Annotated in this window: 23 protein-coding genes; 6 read left to right on the top strand and 17 right to left on the bottom strand. The window is 68.6% G+C overall.

The window, feature by feature from the left end:
• Positions 1 to 2: 2 nt before the first annotated feature.
• The 5 genes from FSB78_RS01045 (at position 3) to FSB78_RS01025 (ending at position 3,511) form a co-directional block, all read left to right on the top strand.
• Entirely contained in the window at positions 3 to 1,124 is a 1,122-nt protein-coding gene (locus tag FSB78_RS01045; RefSeq protein WP_147079213.1) for a PKD domain-containing protein, read from the top strand.
• Positions 1,121 to 2,458, top strand: a complete 1,338-nt coding sequence (locus tag FSB78_RS01040; RefSeq protein ID WP_147079211.1) for a glycoside hydrolase family 28 protein — start codon at positions 1,121 to 1,123, stop codon at positions 2,456 to 2,458. The genes FSB78_RS01045 and FSB78_RS01040 overlap by 4 nt, the downstream gene beginning before the upstream one ends.
• Positions 2,459 to 2,536: 78 nt before the next feature.
• Positions 2,537 to 2,776, top strand: a complete 240-nt coding sequence (locus tag FSB78_RS01035; RefSeq protein ID WP_147079209.1) for a hypothetical protein — start codon at positions 2,537 to 2,539, stop codon at positions 2,774 to 2,776.
• A 134-nt stretch (positions 2,777 to 2,910) separates the two neighbouring features.
• Positions 2,911 to 3,195: a hypothetical protein gene (locus FSB78_RS01030; RefSeq protein ID WP_147079207.1), complete on the top strand. Its 285-nt coding sequence runs from the start codon at positions 2,911 to 2,913 to the stop codon at positions 3,193 to 3,195.
• Positions 3,196 to 3,289: 94 nt separating this feature from the next.
• Positions 3,290 to 3,511 (top strand): hypothetical protein, encoded by a 222-nt coding sequence (locus FSB78_RS01025; RefSeq protein ID WP_147079206.1) that lies wholly within the window; start codon positions 3,290 to 3,292, stop codon positions 3,509 to 3,511.
• Positions 3,512 to 3,544: 33 nt separating this feature from the next.
• Here the strand turns inward: FSB78_RS01025 and FSB78_RS01020 are convergent, their stop codons facing one another.
• The 11 genes from FSB78_RS01020 to FSB78_RS00970 all read right to left on the bottom strand — a co-directional run bounded on the left by FSB78_RS01020 (position 3,545) and on the right by FSB78_RS00970 (position 10,947).
• Positions 3,545 to 3,991, bottom strand: a complete 447-nt coding sequence (locus FSB78_RS01020; protein WP_147079204.1) for a hypothetical protein — start codon at positions 3,989 to 3,991, stop codon at positions 3,545 to 3,547.
• Positions 3,992 to 4,003: 12 nt separating this feature from the next.
• On the bottom strand, positions 4,004 to 4,540 hold the full coding sequence (locus tag FSB78_RS01015; RefSeq protein ID WP_147079202.1) for a demethoxyubiquinone hydroxylase family protein: 537 nt from the start codon (positions 4,538 to 4,540) through the stop codon (positions 4,004 to 4,006).
• On the bottom strand, positions 4,537 to 5,019 hold the full coding sequence (locus FSB78_RS01010) for a disulfide bond formation protein B (RefSeq protein WP_147079200.1): 483 nt from the start codon (positions 5,017 to 5,019) through the stop codon (positions 4,537 to 4,539). The genes FSB78_RS01015 and FSB78_RS01010 overlap by 4 nt, the downstream gene beginning before the upstream one ends.
• Before the next feature lies 1 nt (position 5,020).
• Positions 5,021 to 6,376: a S41 family peptidase gene (locus FSB78_RS01005; protein ID WP_147079198.1), complete on the bottom strand. Its 1,356-nt coding sequence runs from the start codon at positions 6,374 to 6,376 to the stop codon at positions 5,021 to 5,023.
• Between the two features lie 120 nt (positions 6,377 to 6,496).
• Positions 6,497 to 7,660: a murein hydrolase activator EnvC family protein gene (locus FSB78_RS01000; protein ID WP_147079196.1), complete on the bottom strand. Its 1,164-nt coding sequence runs from the start codon at positions 7,658 to 7,660 to the stop codon at positions 6,497 to 6,499.
• 4 nt (positions 7,661 to 7,664) lie between these two features.
• A complete protein-coding gene (locus FSB78_RS00995) occupies positions 7,665 to 8,087 on the bottom strand; it encodes a 23S rRNA (pseudouridine(1915)-N(3))-methyltransferase RlmH (protein ID WP_147079194.1) in 423 nt (140 codons plus the stop codon).
• A gap of 13 nt (positions 8,088 to 8,100) precedes the next feature.
• A complete protein-coding gene (gene rsfS, locus FSB78_RS00990; protein WP_147079192.1) occupies positions 8,101 to 8,505 on the bottom strand; it encodes a ribosome silencing factor in 405 nt (134 codons plus the stop codon).
• Between the two features lies 1 nt (position 8,506).
• Entirely contained in the window at positions 8,507 to 9,136 is a 630-nt protein-coding gene (locus FSB78_RS00985) for a nicotinate-nucleotide adenylyltransferase (RefSeq protein ID WP_422396658.1), read from the bottom strand.
• A complete protein-coding gene (locus FSB78_RS00980; protein ID WP_147079189.1) occupies positions 9,118 to 9,402 on the bottom strand; it encodes a type II toxin-antitoxin system RelE/ParE family toxin in 285 nt (94 codons plus the stop codon). Before FSB78_RS00980 ends, FSB78_RS00985 begins: the two co-directional genes overlap by 19 nt.
• Complete coding sequence (locus FSB78_RS00975) at positions 9,399 to 9,653, bottom strand: hypothetical protein (protein WP_147079188.1); 255 nt, start codon at positions 9,651 to 9,653, stop codon at positions 9,399 to 9,401. The genes FSB78_RS00980 and FSB78_RS00975 overlap by 4 nt, the downstream gene beginning before the upstream one ends.
• Before the next feature lie 31 nt (positions 9,654 to 9,684).
• Positions 9,685 to 10,947 carry a glutamate-5-semialdehyde dehydrogenase gene (locus FSB78_RS00970; RefSeq protein ID WP_147079186.1) on the bottom strand — a complete coding sequence of 421 codons (1,263 nt, stop codon included), beginning with the start codon at positions 10,945 to 10,947 and terminating at the stop codon, positions 9,685 to 9,687.
• Between the two features lie 80 nt (positions 10,948 to 11,027).
• On the opposite strand from FSB78_RS00970, the gene FSB78_RS00965 reads away from it, so the two are divergent.
• Positions 11,028 to 12,083, top strand: a complete 1,056-nt coding sequence (locus FSB78_RS00965; protein ID WP_147079185.1) for a DUF3667 domain-containing protein — start codon at positions 11,028 to 11,030, stop codon at positions 12,081 to 12,083.
• Positions 12,084 to 12,118: 35 nt separating this feature from the next.
• Here FSB78_RS00965 and FSB78_RS00960 read toward each other — a convergent pair whose 3' ends face one another.
• The 6 genes from FSB78_RS00960 to ptsP form a co-directional block, all read right to left on the bottom strand.
• Complete coding sequence (locus tag FSB78_RS00960; RefSeq protein ID WP_242007897.1) at positions 12,119 to 12,487, bottom strand: hypothetical protein; 369 nt, start codon at positions 12,485 to 12,487, stop codon at positions 12,119 to 12,121.
• Positions 12,488 to 12,552: 65 nt separating this feature from the next.
• Positions 12,553 to 14,541: an ATP-dependent zinc metalloprotease FtsH gene (ftsH, locus tag FSB78_RS00955; RefSeq protein WP_147079183.1), complete on the bottom strand. Its 1,989-nt coding sequence runs from the start codon at positions 14,539 to 14,541 to the stop codon at positions 12,553 to 12,555.
• A 78-nt stretch (positions 14,542 to 14,619) separates the two neighbouring features.
• Positions 14,620 to 15,588, bottom strand: coding sequence for a tRNA lysidine(34) synthetase TilS (gene tilS / locus FSB78_RS00950; RefSeq protein WP_199743093.1), 969 nt, complete (start codon positions 15,586 to 15,588; stop codon positions 14,620 to 14,622).
• A 122-nt stretch (positions 15,589 to 15,710) separates the two neighbouring features.
• Positions 15,711 to 16,649 carry a tol-pal system YbgF family protein gene (locus FSB78_RS00945; protein ID WP_147079181.1) on the bottom strand — a complete coding sequence of 313 codons (939 nt, stop codon included), beginning with the start codon at positions 16,647 to 16,649 and terminating at the stop codon, positions 15,711 to 15,713.
• Between the two features lie 68 nt (positions 16,650 to 16,717).
• Entirely contained in the window at positions 16,718 to 17,653 is a 936-nt protein-coding gene (locus tag FSB78_RS00940) for a helix-turn-helix domain-containing protein (RefSeq protein ID WP_147079180.1), read from the bottom strand.
• A 105-nt stretch (positions 17,654 to 17,758) separates the two neighbouring features.
• Positions 17,759 to 20,032 carry a phosphoenolpyruvate--protein phosphotransferase gene (ptsP, locus tag FSB78_RS00935; RefSeq protein ID WP_147079178.1) on the bottom strand — a complete coding sequence of 758 codons (2,274 nt, stop codon included), beginning with the start codon at positions 20,030 to 20,032 and terminating at the stop codon, positions 17,759 to 17,761.
• Between the last annotated feature and the right edge of the window lie 52 nt (positions 20,033 to 20,084).

Below are 20,084 nucleotides of genomic sequence, written 5' to 3'. Positions count from 1 at the left end.
GCGTGCGGCGCGCGATCCTTGCGGCGCTGCTGCTGGGCGCGGGTCCGGCCGCTGCGCTCGATCGACCGGACGCGGTGCTGCAGGTGTTCCAGTTCCCCGCCGATGCGATTCCCCGCATCGACGGGGATGCCGGCGACTGGACGGCGGTGCCCGACAGCTACACCGTGCGGTCCGCGATGTTCGGCGCGGACGACGGCAGCGGTCGACATCCCGACCCGAAAAGCCTGAACGCCACGATCAAGGTGGGCTGGGTCAAGGGGATGAACCGGCTGTATGTGCTGTACAAGGCCTATGACGATTACTGGGACTTCGCATCGCCGGGGCTCGAGCAGGACATTCTCGAGCTGATCGTCGATGGCGACCGGTCGGGCGGGCCGCTGATCGCGCGCTTCCATCCCGACACCGCGCCGCCGGGTGCTCCCCGGGCGCTTGCGTCCGACGGTCGCACATTGTCGGACGCCGACGGGTGGTTCGCCTTCCAGAACCGCCACGCGCAGAACTACCACATCTTCACGCCCGCGCGCGACAAGGACTGGGCGATGGCCTGGGGACCGCAGGCGGCGTGGATCAAGCGGCTGCCCTGGTCGAACATCGCCTATCGCTATGCGTTCAAGCCCGGCGAGCGCGGCAAGCTGACCGCGGAATTCTGGATCACGCCGTTCGACCTCGCGGATGCGGAGGGACCGGGACGATCGGTCGAGACGCGCCTGGTCGAAAACGCGATCGTCGGCCTCGGCTTCGCCATCATCGACCACGACGGTCCCGGCGTGTCACGTTTCTGGAACCTCTCGTTCCCGCAACACACGATGTACGGCCAGGCGTCTGCGTTGCGCGCGTTCCGGCTGATGCCGCTCGACCCTGCGCCCGCGATCCGGGCGGACTGGTCGTTCACGATCCTCGACCGGTCGACGCGCACCGTCGCGTTCCACGACGATACGCAGGCGGCGGTCACGACGCAGCGCTGGGACTTTGGCGACGGACAGACCGGTACCGGCCCCTCGCCCGTCCACCGCTACGCCCGCCCGGGCAAGTATGTCGTCGTGCTGCACGTCGACGGACCGACCGGGAGCTCCAGCCTGTCCAGGGTCTGGGACGTCTCGTTCGTGGGAGATCCGCCGAAATGACGTACGCCCGTCGCGACGCGCTGCGCCTGTCTACCGCGGCGCTGGTCGGCACGCTCGCCGCGCCGCTATCCGCTGCGTCGCGCAAGACGTTCGACGCGCGCAGCTTCGGCGCGAAAGGCGATGGCCGGACGCTCGACACCGCCGCGATCCAGCGCACGATCGATGCCGCCGCGCAGGTCGGCGGCCGCGTCGTCCTCGGCGGTAGCGCGCGCTATCTGACCGGCCCCCTGACGCTCGCGGGCGGGATCGATTTCCATATCGAGCGACACGCGACGCTGTGCGTGAGCACCGATCCCGCGCACTATGCCGATCCGCTCGCAGGCGTCCTGGGTGCCAGAGGCGCGCACGGCCTGACCCTGAGTGGCGCGGGAACGATCGACGGGCGTTCGCCCGCGTTCATGGAACGCTACGACGCGGTCGGCGAATGGTGGATCCCCAAGCCGTTCCGGCCACGCCTGGTCGTGCTGGCGGATTGCGCCGACCTGGTAATCCGCGATCTCACCTTCGCGCGCGCGCCGCACTGGACGGTGCATCTGGTCGGCTGTCGCCGCGTCCTGATCGACCGCCTGACCATCGCCAACCAGCTCGACGTGCCGAACTGCGACGGGATCGACCCGGACCACTGTCAGGACGTCGAGATCCGCAACTGTCGGATCACGTGCGGCGACGACGCCATCGTCATCAAGACCACCGCGGGTTACGAACGCTATGGTCCGTCGCGCAATATCACGGTGCGGGATTGCGTGATCGAAACGCAGGATTCGGGGCTCAAGATCGGCACCGAAACCGTCCAGGACATTCACGACATCCTGTTCGAACGCTGCGAGATCCGCCGCAGCTCGCGCGGGCTGTGCATCCAGCTGCGCGATGCGGGTACGGTCCGCAACATAGTCTTTCGCCAGATCCGGTTCGTCGCGCAGTATTTTGCGGATCCCTGGTGGGGTCGCGGCGAGGCGATCTCGTTCACCGCGGTGCCGCGCACGGCCAGCACCCGAATTGGCACGATCCGCGACGTCCTCGTGGAGGACGTGACCGGGCGCGCCGAAAACAGCATCCGTATCGAGGGGCTGAACGGCGCCCGCGTGTCCGACATCCGGTTGCGCAAGGTGCACGTCACGCTGGATCGATGGACCCGTTATCGCGGCGGCCTTTTCGACAATCGCCCTACCAATGTCGGCGTGGCCCTGGAGCCGCACGATACCGTCGGCGTGAATATCCGCCATGCCGACCGCGTGACGCTGGACGATGTTACCGTCGCCGTTGCGCCGCGTGCCCGGGGGCAGGTCTCCGACGAGGTGCGGAGCGAGGACACCACGGCACTCGTGCGCCGCTGAGGGCGGACTGCCCCCGAACGACGGACCCGCGCGTTGGGGCAGGATACCCCTCCCCACCCACCGACGAGGACGATTGCCATGGCTGATCAGCCGAACACCAAGCCAGAGCCCGAGACTTTCGCCGATCTGGCCAACCAGCCGTCGGGCTCCGGCGTAGCAGCCGAACAGACGGCCTATATGGAGGCGGCGTTGGACGATGCCGCAGCCGAGGGCGCGATCGAGACGCGCCGTTCGGACATTTCGGCCGCGGATGCCGATGCGATAACGCCGACGCAAGGCGGGCCGGCCGAGACCGAGAGCGAGGCCCAACCGAGCTGACATCCGCCGAGACGCCGTGCCGCGGATATTCCTTCCAGGACCCGGCACGGCGCCCCCGGATCGAAACGGTTTGGCAACGAACGCACGATACTTAAGCCCCCGGTAACGACACAACGCCTGTGGGGGGCTCTACGATGAAGAGATTTACGAGGTCGCCGCGTGCGGCCATCACGACTGGTGTGCTGGCCTGCGCGTTCGGCGCGCAGGCGCACGCTGCGCCGCCGTGCCTGCTCGGCACCAGTGCGATGAGCGCGCGACTGGTCTGCGATCAGGACGGCTGCGTCAGGCCACAGGTTGACGCCGAGTGCGCGCTGACCCCTGCAACCGTGGTGCGCGTCGACCGAAGCCGTTCGCCGTCGTTGACGCGCAAGCGCGTCGTGCGGGACGACGTCGCGATCCTGCTCGCGCGACTGGATTGATCCGCGGCGACGGTATGGGGATCATCCCGGCGGATATTGGCTAACCGGCCGCGCTCCGATACCGCCGGGCAGCAACCGGACGGAAGGGATTATCATGGCAGCCACGGTCATCACGCCTAGCGGCACCGGCGCGATGGAGGCGGGGCTGGTCCTGGACGAGGACGGCCAGCGCTTCGTGATCCTGACGTTCAAGGAACCACAGGGCGAGCCGACGCTCGTCACCTTCACCGTTCCGGTCTTCAAGAACTATGTCGAGCATCTCGTCCGCACCGCAAAGGCTGCGGACGAAGAGGCGAACTGGGGCGTTCCCGGCTGACCGGATGGCGGGCCGAAGCCCGCCATCGCGGCGTCAGGGGAGAACCGGCACCTCGGCCGCCTTCGCGCGGTTCTCGGCGCGGGCGTCGCGGACGCGCTGGCCAAAGCAGCCGGTGGCGCCGCCGACGCCGACCGCCGAACAACTGCCGATGCTGTTGACGCCGACACCGGTGTCCATCGTGCCCTGCGCCTTCGCCGCCCAGCTCTCGTTCTCGGGCGTGACGACGAACTCGCGAAGCTCCTTGGGAACGCGATACTGCTCCTGCGCGCTGCGACGGACGCAGACGACGATCTCCTCGCCGTTCGCGTTCGTGGGGCAGCGTTCGTTGCCGAACAGCGTCAGCACGCCGTTGATCGGCGCATTGCGCGAGACCTGTCCCGGCGCGGTCGCCGCCGGCTTGGCTGGGGCCGCAACGGGCCCGTGGACGGTTTGCGCCGTCGCCGGTGCGGCGAGCAGCATCGCCGCCAGGAGAATCTTCATACGCCCACTCCCTCAAATACGCTTTGCGGTCGCGATCGCGACCTTCGTGCCCAGCCGGATCAACCCGCTGAGCACTGGATAGCCGAACGCAGTCTCCGCGCCCGCGGCGAGTGCGGTGTCGCGGTGCTCCAGCTCCTCGGCCTGAAAGTCGGCGATCGCGTCGGACAGTTCGGGGTCGCTATCGCCGAGCTCGACGAGCTGCTCGGCATAATGCTTGTCGATCTCGGTCTCTACCGCCGCGGTGCACGCCATTGCGGCGGCGGGCCCGATCGCCGCGGTGACCGCGCCCAGTGCGAAACCGGCGACGCTCCAGATCGGCTGCAGGATCGTCGGCCTGACACCACGCTCGGCAATCATCCGGTCGAAGAACGCGCGGTGGCGTTCCTCCTGCTGCGCCATGTGGTGGATCTGCCGTGCGGCGGGATGACGGTCGCCCAGCACCGCCAGCTGGCCGGCATAGATGCGGATCGCACCGAACTCGCCCGCTTGGTCCACGCGGACCATCGCATGGGACGCGCGCCTGGCGTCACCGGGCTTCCATCCACTCATCGCGTCTTCCTCATGAGGGCCAAGATGGTGAGCGCGCCGCCCAATGAAAGGATCGCGTTGAACCCGGCGAGCGATATCCCCGCCAGCCGCCACTGCGCAACGTCGCAGCGGATCATCGGCGCGTCCATGATCGCCGCCAGCCGCTCGGCCGAGGTGGTCGCACCACCCGCGATCGTCGAGGTGCAGGCGGTAATGCCGTTCCACCAATGATATTCGACGCCCGCGTGAAACACGCCGATGGCGCCGCTGAGCGCGATCAGCAGCGCCGCGACCAGCACCAGCGATTGCCGCATCGCACGACCGGGCACGATGAACGCGCCGCCCGCGATCAGCACCGCCGAATAATGCGGCCAGCGCTGCCAATGGCACATCTCGCACGGATAGAGCCCGCCGAGATATTGCGACCCTAGCGCGCCGAGCAGCAGCGCCAAGGGCAGGCCGAAGGCGATTGCCCGGGCCAGTTCCTGGTTCTTGGTCACGCTATTTGGCCGCCGGCTTGGCCGGACCGGCCACCGGCCTAGTCGCGGCAGCGACCTGCGCCGCGCCACCCAGCCGGGCGACGGTCTTGAGCGCGTAATAGAGCTGGAAGTCCTCGATACCCTGCTTCTTCAGCTGCTCGGGCGTCTCGGCGAACCGCGGATCGGCCTTGCTGTCCTCCTCGAGAACGGCGTTGTCGGCCTTCATCTCGTTGATCAGATGTTTACGCAGGTCCGCCTCGCGGAACACCGGGCGCGACTTGTAGTCGGGGTCGCTGATCTGTGGCACCTTGATGTCGGGCTCGATCCCGCCCTCCTGCACCGAACGCCCTGACGGCGTGAAATAGCGGGCCGTGGTCAGCCGCAACGCGGTCTGCGGCCCGAGCGGGAGCACGGTCTGGACCGAGCCCTTGCCAAAGGTCCGCTCGCCCATGATCAGCGCGCGGTGATGATCCTGGAGCGCGCCTGCGACGATCTCGGACGCCGATGCCGTGCCCGGATCGGTCAGCACGACGACCGGCAGGCCATGCGCGTCGTCGCCGGGCTTGGCGTAGTAGCGCTCGATATCGGTCTTCTCGCGGCCGCGCTGGCTGACGATCTCGCCGTGATCGAGGAATGCGTCCGACACCGCGATCGCCTGGGTCAGCAGCCCGCCGCCATTCTCGCGCAGGTCGACGACATAGCCGAGCGGCCGGTGGCCGAGCGACTTGTCGATGCTCATGATCGCGGCGCGGGTGTCAGCGCCGGTGCTCTCGGAGAAGGTGTTGATGTTGATGTAGCCGACGTCGCCGCGGACTTCCCACTTCACCGGCTTCTGGACGATGATCTCGCGCATCATCGACACCTCGAGCGGCTTGTCGCGGCCCGGGCGGACGAGGCCCAGCGTGATCTTGGTGCCGGGCTTGCCGCGCATCTTGCCGATCGCCTCGTCGAGCGAGTCGCCGTAGATCAGCTTGCCGTCGATATGCGTGATGTAGTCGCCGGACTTCACCCCGGCGCGGGCGGCAGGCGTGTCCTCCTGCGGCGCCACGACCTTGATCGCGCCGTCCTCCATCTGCACGGTCAGACCCAGGCCGCCGTAATTGCCCTCGGTCATGATCCGCAGATTTTCGTAGTCGAGCGCGTCGACATAGCTCGAATGCGGATCGAGCGCGGCGAGCATGCCCTGGATCGCACCCTTGATCAGCGTCTTGTCGTCGACCTTGTCGACATATTCCGATTTCACCCGGTTGAAGACGTCGAGGAACTGGTCGAACTCGCGATACGTGTCGGTATCGACCGCGGCCATCGCCGACGTCGCCAGCGGAATGAGCGTAAGCGCGCCGACGATCGCGGTCGCGGTAATGATAGGACGAGGCATCAAGGGTCCTGGAGCCGGAGGTGCAGATGAGCCTAGCGACAATATGCGGCACGAGCAAAGGCGCATGGGGCTGAACCGCACCTGACCGGGCGTTTCGGTCCGCCGTTGCCGGAGGATCGTCTATCCGATCAACGCCGCCGCATCGACGGGCCGGCCACGACGACGGAGTTCGACCGTCACGCGCGGATCGTCGCCGCCGGGTGCGGTGCCGAGCGTCGCGCCGGCGGCGAGCCGCTGCCCCGGTGCGACGACGACGCGGTCGAGCCCGGTGACCAGGCTGGTCCAGCCATCGCCATGGTCGAGGATGACGATCCGCCCATAGGCCCGGAAGCGACGCGCGTAACGGACGATGCCCGCCGCCGGCGCAACCACGGCGGCAGCCGGCGCGGTGGCGAAGGTCAGCCCGCGCGATCGCACGCCGGCGTCCGAGACTTCGTCGAATCCGGTGACGAGGCGCCCCGCTACGGGAACCTGGTAGACGCCGCGGGGCGCTGCGGGGCGCACCGACCCCGCGGCGACCGGGCGCGGCGTCGGGCTCGGCAAGCCCGCAAGGCTCGCTGCCGTCGCCTCGGCGCTGCCCGCTTCCGCCATGTCGTCGACGAGGTCGCGGGCGCGCTCGCCGAGCGCCAGCGCGCGGTCCGATTCGCTGAGCGCGCCGCGCCTGAGCGCCACGCTGCGCCGGCGATGCGTCGCTTCGAGCTGCGCGAGCGCGATGCGGTCCGCCTCGAGACGGGCGCGGCTGTCGCGAAGTGCCGTGGCGGCGAGCAGCGCGCTGTCCTGCAATCGCCGCGTCTCCGCCAGCGCCGCCCGCACGCCTTGCGTCCGGACGCGCACGACGGGCAGCGTGCTGCCGAGTACCGCGCGGACATGGACGAGGTCGTCGACCGATCCGGGCTGCGCCACCGCCACGATCGTGGGCCGGCGCGCGAGCGATTCGAGTGCCGCCAGCAGCCGCGCGACCGGGGCCTGGACGACGCCGAGGCGTGCGCGCTGCGCCGCGAGCAAGCGATCGACGATCGCGACCCGGGCCTGCGCCGCGGTGAGGTCCGCCTCCGCCGCGCTCACCCGGGCGGCGAGCGCGCGTTCCTCGGCGCGGGCGCGCTCGGCGGCGTCGCGCTCGGCCGCGGCCGCGGTGGCGAGCCGGTCCGCGCGTCGGGTCGCGGTAGCGGCGTCGCGCTTGGCGATCGCGAGCCGCGCCTGCTGGTCGACGAGCGGCGGTACCCGCACGGCTCCGCCCAGCGCGAGCCCGCACGCCCCAATCGCCAAAACCGTCCCCGCCCGCATCGGGCTATCCTTCGCGGTGATAGGGGTGGTTGGCAAGGATGCTGGTGGCGCGGAACAGCTGCTCGGCGAGCATGGCCCGGGCGAGCAGATGCGGCCAGGTCGCGCGCCCGAACGAGAACAGCAGGTCGGCCTGCGCGCGGGCGCCGTCGTCGAAGCCATCCGCAGCACCGAGTTCGAACCGCACCTCGCGGACGCCATCGTCGCGCCACCGCTCGAGGATCCTGGCGAACGCCGTCGACGACAGCGTTTCGCCGGTCTCGTCGAGCAGCACCCGCCTGGTCTGCGGCTCGACCGCCGGGATCTTGCCGCCGATGTCGGGCAGCTCGGTCACGCGGGTAGGCCAGGCGATCCGCTTCAGATAGCGCGCGACCAGATCGGCCTCGGGCGAGCGCCCGATCCGGCCGCGCGCGACGATGTGAAGCAGCATCGCGCGGCCGGGATCAGTCTTCGCTCATCATCGGTTCGGCAGGCGGGGTCGGCGCGTCGCCGAACGCCCACATGCGTTCGAGATTGTAGAAGCTGCGAACCTCGGGACGGAACAGGTGGACGATCACGTCCCCCGCGTCGATCAGCACCCAGTCGGCGGTCGGAAGCCCCTCGATCCGGGTCTGGCGCTTGAGTTCGCCCTTGATCCGCTCGGCGAGCTTCTGCGCCATCGACGCGACCTGACGCGTCGAGCGACCGCTGGCGATCACCATGAAGTCGGCGATGCTGGTCTTGCCCGCGAGCGGGATCGAGACCGTCTCGACGGCCTGGTCGTCGTCGAGCGACGCCAGGATCAGCGCGTGCAGCGCCGCTACTTCTTCGGGGTCGGTCGCACGCGGGACGGTAGGGGAAGTGGCCAAGTCAGCTCCTGGGTTGGGCTACCGGACCGGCAAAACGCCGGTACCAGTCGGGATCGCCGGCGCGCAGGCCGGTCGCGGAGGTCGGGTCGGGTCGGAAGCGCAACAGCACAAGTGCCGGCAATCTCCACGTCGTCCAGCTCTTCGCCTGGTCTGCGGGCCGTTGGAAGCGTCGCAGCCATCCCATCGCGGGGGCTGCGAGGGCGCGCCCATCATATCCCGGACGGGCGATTACCGCAATCGGAACCTCAGCGGCGATTTTCCGCCACTCCCGCCAGCGATGGAACTGCGCCAGATTGTCCGCGCCCATTAGCCAGATGAAGTCCTGTTTGGGGTATTGGCGCTTCAGTTTGCGGATCGTGTCGAGTGTGTAGCGGGTGTGCAGGCGGCATTCGATGTCGGTGGCGCGGATCGGCGCTCGCCTCGCCATGGCACGGGCGGAGCCCAGTCGCGCGGCGAACGGCGCCATGTCCCCCGCGCCGTCCTTGAGCGGGTTGCCGGGGGAGACGAGCCACCAAGCCTCGTCGAGCGCCAGCGCGCGAAGAGCGGCGAGCGTGATGGCGCGGTGTCCGCGATGCGCGGGGTTGAACGAACCGCCGAGGATGCCGATGCGGGTCAGCGGTCTGTACGCCAATTCTCGTACGCATGACGCAATCGAACAATCTCCACGCCGCCATCAACCAAGCGGTAGATCAGCAAATAATCCGTGTTCGCGATACGCCATTTCCGCGCTCCACCACCGAATACGGGGCCGGCCCGAGGGTGCTCGGCCAAAAACCGCCCCGCGGCGATTGCCGACTGGCCGATACGATATGAGAAATCGGGATTAAGCGGTCGATAATAGGCATCCGCGGCTGCGAGATCGGCGCGCGCGTCCTTCGTCCATCGAACTCGTTTCATTCAGCTGCAGCGGATCGGTATCGCGCCTCGAACCACGCTTCCATCTCTTCCTGACTGTACACGTCGCCACGATCAGCGGAGTCGATCCCCTGCTGGACGAATGCAGCCAGTTCGCCGTCCATCCGCGCCGCTTCCCGGATAGCGGATAGGGCAAAGTCTTCGACGGACATGTCACGCCATACGGCGGCAGCCTGAAGCGCAGCGTTCAACTCTTCATCGAGAGGCAATGACAGGATCTGCGGCTCAGCCATCTGCGGAGAATAAACCTGCCGCAGTTCACAATCAACCGCGCACCTGCCCCGTGCCGCGGCCGACCCATTTGTACGTGGTCAGCCCTTCCAGCGCGACCGGGCCGCGGGCGTGGAGACGGCCGGTGGCGATGCCGATCTCGGCGCCAAGGCCGAACTCGCCGCCGTCGGCGAACTGGGTGGAGGCGTTCCAGAGCACGATCGCGCTGTCGACGCCCGCCAGGAAGCGTTCGGCGACGCCCGCGTCCTCGGCGATAATCGCATCGGTGTGGTGCGAGCCGTGGTGGGCGATGTGGGTCAACGCCCCCTCGACACCGTCGACGAGCCCCGCGGACGCGATCGCCTCCAGATATTCGGTGTCCCAGTCGATGTCGGTCGTCGCGGCAAGCTCGGGTGCCAGGGCGCGCAGCCCGGGGCCGCCGCGGACCTCGCACCCGCTGGCGGCAAGCGCGCGGACCAGTTCGGCGGCGTGCGGATAGGCGCGGTCGATCAGCAGCGTCTCCATCGCGCCGCAGACGCCGGTACGGCGCATCTTGGCGTTGACGACGATCCGCTCGGCCATCCCGGGGTCTGCCGAGCCGTCGACATAGACGTGGTTGATGCCGTCGAGATGCGCGAGCACGGGCACGCGCGCCTCGGCCTGGACGCGTGCGACGAGGCTCTTGCCCCCGCGCGGGATGATCAAGTCGATGACGCCGTCCGCCTTGAGCATCGCGCCGACCGCGGCACGATCGGTCGTCGGCACCAGCTGCACCGCGTCGGCGGGGATGCCCGCGCCGGCCAGCCCCGCCGCCATCGCGACATGGATCGCGCGGTTGCTCGCCACGGCCTCGGATCCGCCGCGCAGGATCACGGAATTGCCCGCCATCACGCAGAGCGCCGCCGCGTCCGCGGTGACGTTCGGGCGGCTTTCGTAGATAATACCGATCACGCCGATCGGCACGCGTATCCGGGTCAGGCGAAGACCGTTTGGCCGGTCGCGCGAGTCGATCTCGGCACCGACCGGATCGTCGAGCGCGGCGACCGCCTCGACCCCCGCCGCCATCCCGCCAACGCGGGCAGGATCGAGCAGCAGGCGGTCGAGCATCGCGGACGACAGGCCACCGTCCCTACCCTTCTGCATATCGACCGCGTTGGCCGCGAGAATCTCCGCCTCGGCACTGCGGATCGCCGCGGCGGCGGCACGCAGCCCCGCGGCCTTGGTCGCGGTCGGAAGCGCGGCAAGCGTCGTCGCAGCGGCGCGCGCGCGCGCGCCCATGTCGGCAATCAGGGCGGTGGTTTCGTCAGCGTCGGCCATGGCGGTTGCTAGCATGGCATTCGCGCTCGCGCCAAACCCCGCGGCGCGGTACGCTGGCTGCGTTACACCGGGGGGCGTGCATGACGGCGAGTATCGAATCGGCAGCGGACATCGCGACGGGCCTGCTGGTGGGACGAGCGGTCGAACCCAGTGCGGGCGAGACGCACGGCGTGCATGACGGGTTATGCCTGAATTGCGGAACGCGGTTGCTGGGCGAACATTGCCATGCGTGCGGGCAAGCGGGACATGTGCATCGCTCGCTCGGCGGGATCGCGCACGAGATCGGGCACGGCGTGTTCCATTTCGAGGGCAAGATCTGGCGGACGCTCCCGATGCTGGTCCTGCACCCGGGCACGCTGACGCGGCGCTACGTACAGGGCGAGCGCGTGCGGTTCGTGTCGCCGCTCGCGCTGTTCCTGTTCACGGTCTTCCTGATGTTCGCGACGATCAGCGCGGTGGGCGGCGACGTCAGCGAACTGGCGCAACAGGCCGCTGCGAAGAGCGACAGCGCGGAGACGCGCGCGCAGCTGGGCGCGGCCCGGGCGGAGCTGACGAAAATCGAGGCCAAGCGCGCCGAAGCGGCGAAGGCGGGCACCGCGACCGGCGACTATGATGCCGAAGCCCGCGTGTTGCGGACGACGATCCGCGGGATCGACGCGGCGTCGGGAAAGCGGGGTTCGTCGCCCTTCACATTCACGACGTCCTGGCCGGTCCTCGACCACGGTATCGCGAAGGCCAACGCCAATCCCGGCCTGACGATCTACAAGCTGCAGACGAGCGCATACAAATATAGCTGGGGGCTGATCCCGTTGTCGGTGCCGTTCGTGGCGCTGCTGTTCCTGTGGCGGCGCCAGTATCACCTGTACGACCACGCGATTTTCGTGACCTATTCGCTGGCGTTCATGATGCTGCTGACGATCGCGTTGATGGTCGCTGGGCTTGCCGGCCTGCCGGGGGACTGGATCAGCACCGCCGCGCTCGTGGTGCCGCCGGTCCACATGTTCGCGCAGCTGCGTGGCGCCTATCAACTGCCGAAACGGTCCGCCCTGTGGCGGACGGCGCTCCTGCTGGCTTTCGCCTTTACCGTGCTGCTGACATTCTTCGTCCTGCTGGTCCTGCACGGACTGACGGAGTAGCGCTCGGGCCGCCCGCCCGCCGTGGACGACGGTCGTCAGCAGGGAAACCGCTTCGCCAGCACCCGCGCATAGCCATCCTTGAGCGGACGCTTCTGATCGGCGGCCGGGAGGGCCGCGAGGCCGTCGAGCATGTCCATGATCCCGATCGACTCACCCTCCGGAACGCAGGCGATCGGCTTCTTGCCGGCCGCCGCGCGCGCGGCGCGATCCGCCTTCAGCTGCGTCGTCGCGGCCTTCGCCTCCGCCTTCAGGACCGGCAGATCGGGGGACATCAGCGCCATCGGGCCCTGATCGCGCAGCGCGTTGGCGCGTTCGAGGAAGGTCTGGACCGTCATGGCCGCGTTCGCGGGAACGGCGATGCCGACCAGAACGAGGCTCGCGACTGCGGTACGCACAAACGACATGGGCCGACCCTTCCGTTGGAAAGGCCGGCCCATGCACCGTTTCAGCTTGCCGGCGGCTTAACCGATCAGGCGCCCAGCGGGGTGGGCGATCCGAACGGCCCGTTGGGGCGGCGCGTCTTGGGGATCGACGTACCGGCTTTGGGCACCGACGAAACCTTCGCGCCGGGGACCGGACGATCCATGTCCTCGCCCGCGATCAGCTTCTTGATCTCGTCGCCCGTCAACGTCTCGTATTCGAGCAGAGCGCCGGCCACGGTGTGGAGCTGGTCGATATGCTCGCTCAGCACCTGCTTGGCACGGTCGAGGCCGCCCTCGACGATCCGCTTGATCTCGTCGTCGATCAGCTGCGCGGTGGCGTTCGACATCCGCGACGGACGGCTCGACGAATAGCCGAGGAAGGATTCACCCTCCGGCTCGCCATATTCGAGCGGCCCGACCTTGTCCGACATGCCCCAGCGCGTGACCATGTCGCGTGCGAGGCCGGTGGCATACTGGATGTCGCCCGACGCGCCGCTCGACACCTTGTCGTAGCCGAAGATCACTTCCTCGGCGACGCGGCCGCCCATCGATACCGCGAGGTTCGCGTACATCTTGTCGCGGTGATAGCTGTACGAGTCGCGCTCGGGCAGCCGCATGACCATGCCCAGCGCACGGCCGCGCGGGATGATCGTCGCCTTGTGGATCGGGTCCGACGCGTGCTCGTGCATCGCGACGACGGCGTGGCCGGCCTCGTGATACGCGGTCATGCGCTTCTCGTCGTCGGTCATGACCATCGATCGGCGCTCGGCGCCCATCATGACCTTGTCCTTGGCCTCCTCGAACTCGGCCATCGCGACCAGGCGCTTGCCCTTGCGCGCGCCGGTCAGCGCCGCCTCGTTGACGAGGTTGGCGAGATCAGCACCCGAGAAGCCGGGCGTACCACGCGCGATGACGCGGGCGTCGACGTCGGGCGCCAGCGGCACCTTCTTCATGTGGACTTCGAGGATCTTGATACGGCCCTCGATGTCCGGGCGAGGCACGACAACCTGGCGATCGAAGCGGCCCGGACGCAGCAGCGCCGGATCGAGCACGTCAGGACGGTTGGTCGCGGCGATGATGATGATGCCTTCGTTCGCCTCGAAGCCGTCCATCTCAACGAGCAGCTGGTTCAGCGTCTGCTCGCGCTCGTCATTGCCATTGCCGAGACCAGCGCCGCGATGGCGACCGACCGCGTCGATCTCGTCGATGAAGACGATGCACGGCGCGGACTTCTTGGCCTGCTCGAACATGTCGCGGACACGGCTGGCGCCGACGCCGACGAACATCTCGACAAAGTCGGAGCCCGAGATGGTGAAGAACGGCACACCAGCCTCGCCTGCGATCGCGCGGGCGAGCAGCGTCTTGCCGGTACCGGGCGAGCCGACCAGCAGCGCACCCTTGGGGATCTTGCCGCCGAGGCGGGCGAACTTGGTGGGATCCTTGAGGAACTCGACGATCTCTTCCAGCTCTTCGCGCGCCTCGTCGATGCCGGCGACATCGGCGAAGGTGACCTTGCCTTCCTTCTGCGTCAGCATCTTCGCGCGGCTCTTGCCGAAGCCCATCGCGCCGGAGCCGGAATTCTTCTGCATCTGCTTGAGCACGAAGAACGCAATGCCGAGGAACAGCAGGAACGGCAGCGACTGGTAGAGCAACAGCATCAGCATCGACGGGCCCTCTTCGGGCTTGGCGCTGATTGCGACGCCCTTGTCGCGCAGCTTCGGCACCAGCGTCGAGTCGGGGATCGGGTAGGCCTTGAACTTCTCGCCGCTCGAAAGCGTGCCGGAGATCATGTCGCGGCTGATGTTGACGTCCTTAACGGTGCCCTCGTCGACCTTGTCGAGGAACGCCGAATAGGCGATCGTGTTGCCGCCCGTCGTCGCAGCCCGGCCGTCGAACATCGTCACGAAGATCGCCAGCGCCAGCAGGATGCCGACCCAGATCAACAGGCTCTTCATCCAGGGATTGCTGCCGCCGCCCCCATTGCCACCATTGTCGGGGCCCTGGGGCTTGTCGCCGCGGTTGTCGTTGTCGCTCATGGGTGCCGGATACCTTTCACCGCACAAGATAAGCGCCCGCGGGTTAATGGCAATGGAACAAGACGCAGAACGACGTCGCTATCCGGTGCGGCGTGCCGGGGCCACGCGGAACCGCCATCCGCCACCGCGCGGCGACACGATCACGCCGGCCTGCGTCGAGCGTTTTCCCGTCATCAACGCGTCGAGCAGGCGTTCGATATTGGCCGAGTCGCTCCAGTCCGGCTGCTCGATCGCGGCGTCGGCCCGCACGCAGCCGATCGCGCGGCGGGCCAGCCGGCGCAGCAGCTCGCGCGGCAGTCCCGCGGTGGCGATCCGGACCTCGCCGTCGGCGCGTACCGCGCGTTCGGTCCAGAGCCATTCGACGATCGCGCGGACGTCGGCATCGGTTTCGGCGAGCGTCGCTGCCGAGCGGGCGAGATGCGGCGGATCGAGCCATTCATTGTCCCCGAGCAACCGCCGGAAACGGGTGCGATCATGCCGATCGTCCTGGTTCGACGGATCGTCGACGAACGGCACCTCCGCGCGGCGTACGATCGCGCGCAGTTCCGCGCGACGCCAGTCGAGCAGCGGGCGCAGGATGGTGATGCCGGCGATCTCCGTGCGCGCGCGAATTCCGGCTAGTCCCGCCAGCCCCGATCCGCGTGCGGCGCGCATCAGGAACGTCTCGGCCTGGTCGTCGACGTGGTGCGCGGTGAGGATTGCCCCTGCCCCGCACGACCGCGCGTGATCGGCGAGCAGCGCGTAGCGGCTGGCGCGCGCCTGCGCCTGGATGCTCGCGCCGGCGATCGGCGTCGGCGGGGTGAGCGTCGCATGGGCTACTCCGATGCCCCGACACTGCGCCGACACCATCGCGGCTTCGTCGGCGGCCTCGGCACGCAGGCGATGATCGACGGTCGCAGCCATGACCTGTCCCGGAAACGCCTCCGCGGCGAGGGTCAGCATCGCCATGCTGTCGGGTCCGCCAGACACCGCGACCAGGAACGGTCGGTCGATGTCATGCGCGATCCGATCGATATCGGCGCGGAAACGGCGGGCTTCGTCGGACACTGATCACTCCATGTCCGTCGACCGGACTGCCGGGGCCGACCGTACCGCGAGCCCCGAGCGTGCGGATGTGCGGTGCGGGGGGTGCCGGAACAAGCCCAGCGGATCGAAAATGCGTCAGCCCGTTACGAGCATTTCGCCGCCGTGCGGCCCTTGGCGACATCCGCCTTCATCGCGGCCGACATCTTCGCGCCGTAGACATCGTTGAGCTCGTCATAGACCTTGCACGCGTCGGCGGGCTTGTTGAGCCGGGTCAGCGCGCCGCCCAGATTGAGCAGGCTGTCGGGGGCACGCTCGCCGTCCGGCATCTTCTTGTAGTTGTCGTAGAACGCCATCGAGGCGAGGCTGGGCTTGCCCTCGTCGAGATAGGCGCGGCCGAGCAGGTTCTGCGCGTAGCTCGCGCGCTTGCTCTTGGGATAGTCGGCGACGACCTTCTTCAGCTGCGCCTCTGCTTCGGGGTAGAGTTTCGCCGACCAGAGGCGATAGCCGTAGAGATAGGCGTCCTCAGTCGCATCGCCGGTCGACGGCTTCTCGACGGCGTCGACCAGCCGCGCGCGGTCCGAGCCGGAGGGCTTTGCAACCGGTTCGGGCCGCGTGGTCGGTCGAGCAGCAGCAGCGGCAGCGGCGGTCGTCGACGGCGCGGACATGCCGGGATCGGTGTCCCCGGTCGCACGCGGGGTAGCGCCGCCCTCAACCGACTTCATCCGCGCGTCGTTGCTGCGCTTGTAGGCGTCGAACGCCTCTTGCAGCTGGCGGGTCTTGTAGGTGTTCTGCTCGATCTGGCCGGTGAGGCCCGCCATCTGCTGCTCGAGCGAGGCGACGCGGCTCGACAGGTCGGCGATCGCGCTGGTCGCGGGAGACCCGGGTCCGGGGCCGGTGCTGCCCTGCGGCGCGCTCACCTCGGGCTGGAGCAGCTGCCCCGCGCCGCCCGGGAACACCTTGCGCTGTACCGCGCGCATCTCGCTCTCGAGCTTGCCGACACGGCCTTCGACGCCGGACTGCGCCAGCGCGCCCGCGGGCATCATCGCAATGGCGCAAACGCCGATCAGAACAGACTTACGCATGGGCGACACCCCCCGGTGCAGTGGTTAATTGGCACCGTATAGCTGCAACAGTGATCCTGTCGCCAGCCTTAAGGGGCGGGCGGCGGGTTGGCGGCAGATTGCAGGTTGGCGCGCTGGGTCTCGGTCAGGACGCGACGCGGCCTCGACCGATTGCGCTCGGAGCGAGCGCCGCTCGATGCCGCCGGGCTCCGCGCGGGTTCCGCCTGCGAGACCGTCGCGCCGGACAGCCGTGCGGCGATCGCTTCGGGTCCGACCTTGACGTCCTTGATCGCACGTTCGCCGGTACCGAGCGGCGGCACGTTCGCGCCGTTCAGCGTCACCGTCAGCTTGTCGGGCCGGCCGACGTTGATCATCGGGTCCTTCGCGCCTGCGGGCACGTCGTACTTCTCGCCCGGCTTCATCGTGCCGAGGTAGAGCGTCTTGTCGTCCGCGTCGTAGACCCGCATCCAGACTTCGTCGGTTGCGGCCAGCGTCACCTGCCCGCCGGTCGGCGCAACCGGCTTCGGCACGGCGACCGAGACGGCGGGAGCCGGCACCGTGGCGACCGTCGCCGGGCCGCTCGCGCCGCCGGTGTCGCCTGCGCGGAACCAGTCGGTGCCATACCACAGCCCGACCAGGACCAGCACCGCGAGCGCGAGGCCGAGCGCGACGACGGCCACCCCGCGCGAGGGCACGCGGGCGGGGTCGGTCATCGTATAGGGTTCGTATTCCGGTGTGCGCCGACCGAGCTTGGCGACGTCGTCGCGGACCATCTGCGCGACGCGCACCTCGTCCGCGCCGATCGCGCGTGCATAGGCCCGCCCGAAGCCGACCGCATAGGTCGGCGACGGCAGGCCGGCATAATCCGATGCGTCGATCGCCTCCAGATGCCGCAGCGGGACGCGCGTGCGCGCCGCCACATCGGCAAGCGTCAGACCCTGCGCCTCGCGAGCGACACGGAGCACGTCGCCGGCACGTTCGGGGTGCGCCGGTGCCGCAGGGTGCCCGGTTTCGACCTCGTCCATTCTCGTCTCCGCATGCGGGCCGTCCGGGTTGGCCCTGGCTTGGGTTCCCATGTCACAGAGGCCCTAACCGGTGTCAACGCGCTCGCGTCCGATCGCGCGATCGGCTCAGGTCAGTTCAACGCCGTTTTGCAACGCCCAGTCGGTCAGCGCCCCGCGCATGTCGCGCGGCGGATCGGCGAGCAGCCCCGTCATGAAGCTGGTCACCGCGCTGCGATCGAGGCTGCGGACCATCGCCTTGATCGGGCCGACCGCCGCCGGCGTGATCGACAGGCGATCGATCCCGAGCCCGATCAGCGCCATCGCCTCGAGCGGCCGACCGCCCATCTCGCCACATACCGCCAGGTCGACCCCGGCCGCGCGTGTCGGACCCACCACCCGCGCGAGGAAGCGCAGGATCGACGGGCTCAGCCAGTCGTAGCGCTCGGCGAGCTTGGGATTGGCGCGATCGGCGGCGAACAGGAACTGCGTCAGGTCGTTGGTGCCGATCGACAGGAACTGGATGCGCGGCAACAGGATGTCGAGCTGCTCGGCGAGCGCGGGCACCTCGAGCATCGCACCATAGCGGATCTCGATCGGCATCTGCCGCCCCCGCCTGTTCATCCAGGCGCGCTGGTCCTCGAACAGCGCGCGGGCTTCGTCGAACTCCCAGGGCTCGCTGACCATCGGGAACATCACGTTCAGGGTCCGCCCCGACGCCGCCTCCAGCAAGGCGCGCGCCTGGACCTTCATAAGCCCGTCGCGTTCCAGCCCGAGCCGCAGCGCGCGCCAGCCCATTGCCGGATTCTCTTCCTCGGCATCGGTCTTGTGGAGATAGGGCAGCGCCTTGTCGCCGCCGATATCGACGGTGCGGAAGATCACCGGCCGATCGCCCGCGACGTCGAGCACTTCGCGATACAGCCGCTGCTGGCGCTCGCGCTGCGGCAATGTCGCCGAGACGAGAAACTGGAATTCGGTGCGGAACAGCCCGATGCCGTCGGCGCCGGTGACGTCGAGCGCGGCGACGTCGTCGCGTAGGCCGGCGTTGACCATCAGCGTCAGGCGATGGCCGTCCTTCGTCACGGGTGGCACGTCGCGCAACGCCGCGAACGCCGCCTTGCGCTTCTGGCGCAGCGCGAGCCGCGCCTCGAACGATTCCTCGATGCCGCTGTTGGGCCGCGCGAAGACGGTGCCGTCGCTGACATCGAGCAGCAGCAGGTCCCCTTCCGCGATCAGCCGGCGGACGTCGCGGACGCGGCCCAGCACCGGCACGCCCATCGCACGCGCGACGATGGTCACGTGCGCGGTCAGCGAGCCCTCCTCCAGCACCACGCCCTTCAGCCGGCGGCGGTCATATTCCAGCAGTTCGGCGGGCCCGAGGTTGCGCGCGATCAGGATCGTGTCCTGTCGCAGCCCGACCTGCGCCGCCGTCCCCATCTGGCCAGAGACGATGCGGATCAGCCGGTTCGACAGGTCCTCCAGGTCGTGCATGCGATCGGCGAGCAGCGGATCGTCGATCTGGCGCATCCGCTGGCGCGTGCGTTGCTGGACGCGCTCGATCGCCGCTTCCGCGGTCAGCCCGGAATCGATCGCCTCGTTGATGCGCCGCGCCCAGCCCTCGTCGTAGGCGAACATCTTGTAGGTCGCGAGCACCTCCTCATGCTCGCCGCCGACGCCGAATTCGGCCTCGCGGGTCATGCGGTCGATGCCTTCGCGCATCTTGTCGAACGCCGCATAGACACGGTGCCGTTCGGCATCGATATCCTCGGCGACGGTGTGCTCGATATGGATGCGCGGCTGGTGGAACACCGCATAGCCCGCGCCCATGCCGTCGACGAGCTTCTGCCCCGGAATCCGCATCGCCGCGGTCGATTGCGGCCGGTCGGTGCCCCCGCCGGTCGCGTCGATCAGCCCGGCATTGGCGATCAGTTCCGACAAGACCATCGCGACGGTCTGCAGCGCCTCGATCTCGACATCCGCATAGCGGCGACGGTCGGTATGCTGCACCGCAAGAACGCCAACCGCGCGTTCGCGGCGGATGATTGGCACGCCGGCGAAACTATGGAAGCGATCCTCGCCGGTCTCGGGCTTGTAGGCGAAGTCGGGATGGCTCGCGGCCTCGTCGAGGTTGAGCACTTCGACCCGCTGCGCGATCGTGCCGACCAGCCCTTCGCCCAGCGCCAGCTTGGTGACGTGCACCGCGCCCTGATCGAGCCCGCGCGTGGCGTAGAGTTCGAGCACGCCCTCGCGCAGCAGGTAGATCGAGCAGACTTCGCTGTGGATCGCCTCGCCGATGATCGCGACGACCGAATTGAGTTTCATCTGCGCGGTCGTCCGCGCCGCCATCACGTCGTGGAGGCGAGTCAGGATCTCGCGGGCGGAGGCGGCGGCCGAAACGGGCATGCGCGTTGGCTAGCAGGTCGAAGGCTTGGGTGCCACGCAACAAAAGCTAGGT

This window comes from Sphingomonas ginsenosidivorax, from assembly GCF_007995065.1.
In the GTDB taxonomy this organism is placed as follows: Bacteria; Pseudomonadota; Alphaproteobacteria; order Sphingomonadales; family Sphingomonadaceae; genus Sphingomonas; species Sphingomonas ginsenosidivorax.
The sequence above is the reverse complement of the archived record's forward strand: the minus strand, read 5'-3'. Positions and strand labels throughout refer to the sequence as shown.

Excerpts from the sequence above, each read along its gene's own strand:
- FSB78_RS00965 (WP_147079185.1), top strand. The coding sequence starts at position 11,028 with ATGACGGCGAGTATCGAATCGGCAGCGGACATCGCGACGGGCCTGCTG.
- FSB78_RS01005 (WP_147079198.1), bottom strand. The coding sequence starts at position 6,376 with ATGCCTCGTCCTATCATTACCGCGACCGCGATCGTCGGCGCGCTTACG.
- FSB78_RS00995 (WP_147079194.1), bottom strand. The coding sequence starts at position 8,087 with ATGCTGCTTCACATCGTCGCGCGCGGCCGGATCGGGCGCTCGCCCGAG.
- ptsP (WP_147079178.1), bottom strand. The coding sequence starts at position 20,032 with ATGCCCGTTTCGGCCGCCGCCTCCGCCCGCGAGATCCTGACTCGCCTC.
- FSB78_RS00945 (WP_147079181.1), bottom strand. The coding sequence starts at position 16,649 with ATGCGTAAGTCTGTTCTGATCGGCGTTTGCGCCATTGCGATGATGCCC.
- FSB78_RS01030 (WP_147079207.1), top strand. The coding sequence starts at position 2,911 with ATGAAGAGATTTACGAGGTCGCCGCGTGCGGCCATCACGACTGGTGTG.
- FSB78_RS01015 (WP_147079202.1), bottom strand. The coding sequence starts at position 4,540 with ATGAGTGGATGGAAGCCCGGTGACGCCAGGCGCGCGTCCCATGCGATG.
- ftsH (WP_147079183.1), bottom strand. The coding sequence starts at position 14,541 with ATGAGCGACAACGACAACCGCGGCGACAAGCCCCAGGGCCCCGACAAT.
- FSB78_RS01020 (WP_147079204.1), bottom strand. The coding sequence starts at position 3,991 with ATGAAGATTCTCCTGGCGGCGATGCTGCTCGCCGCACCGGCGACGGCG.
- FSB78_RS00970 (WP_147079186.1), bottom strand. The coding sequence starts at position 10,947 with ATGGCCGACGCTGACGAAACCACCGCCCTGATTGCCGACATGGGCGCG.
- FSB78_RS01035 (WP_147079209.1), top strand. The coding sequence starts at position 2,537 with ATGGCTGATCAGCCGAACACCAAGCCAGAGCCCGAGACTTTCGCCGAT.
- FSB78_RS00975 (WP_147079188.1), bottom strand. The coding sequence starts at position 9,653 with ATGGCTGAGCCGCAGATCCTGTCATTGCCTCTCGATGAAGAGTTGAAC.
- FSB78_RS00960 (WP_242007897.1), bottom strand. The coding sequence starts at position 12,487 with ATGTCGTTTGTGCGTACCGCAGTCGCGAGCCTCGTTCTGGTCGGCATC.
- FSB78_RS01025 (WP_147079206.1), top strand. The coding sequence starts at position 3,290 with ATGGCAGCCACGGTCATCACGCCTAGCGGCACCGGCGCGATGGAGGCG.
- FSB78_RS00940 (WP_147079180.1), bottom strand. The coding sequence starts at position 17,653 with ATGGACGAGGTCGAAACCGGGCACCCTGCGGCACCGGCGCACCCCGAA.
- FSB78_RS01000 (WP_147079196.1), bottom strand. The coding sequence starts at position 7,660 with ATGCGGGCGGGGACGGTTTTGGCGATTGGGGCGTGCGGGCTCGCGCTG.
- FSB78_RS01040 (WP_147079211.1), top strand. The coding sequence starts at position 1,121 with ATGACGTACGCCCGTCGCGACGCGCTGCGCCTGTCTACCGCGGCGCTG.
- FSB78_RS00980 (WP_147079189.1), bottom strand. The coding sequence starts at position 9,402 with ATGAAACGAGTTCGATGGACGAAGGACGCGCGCGCCGATCTCGCAGCC.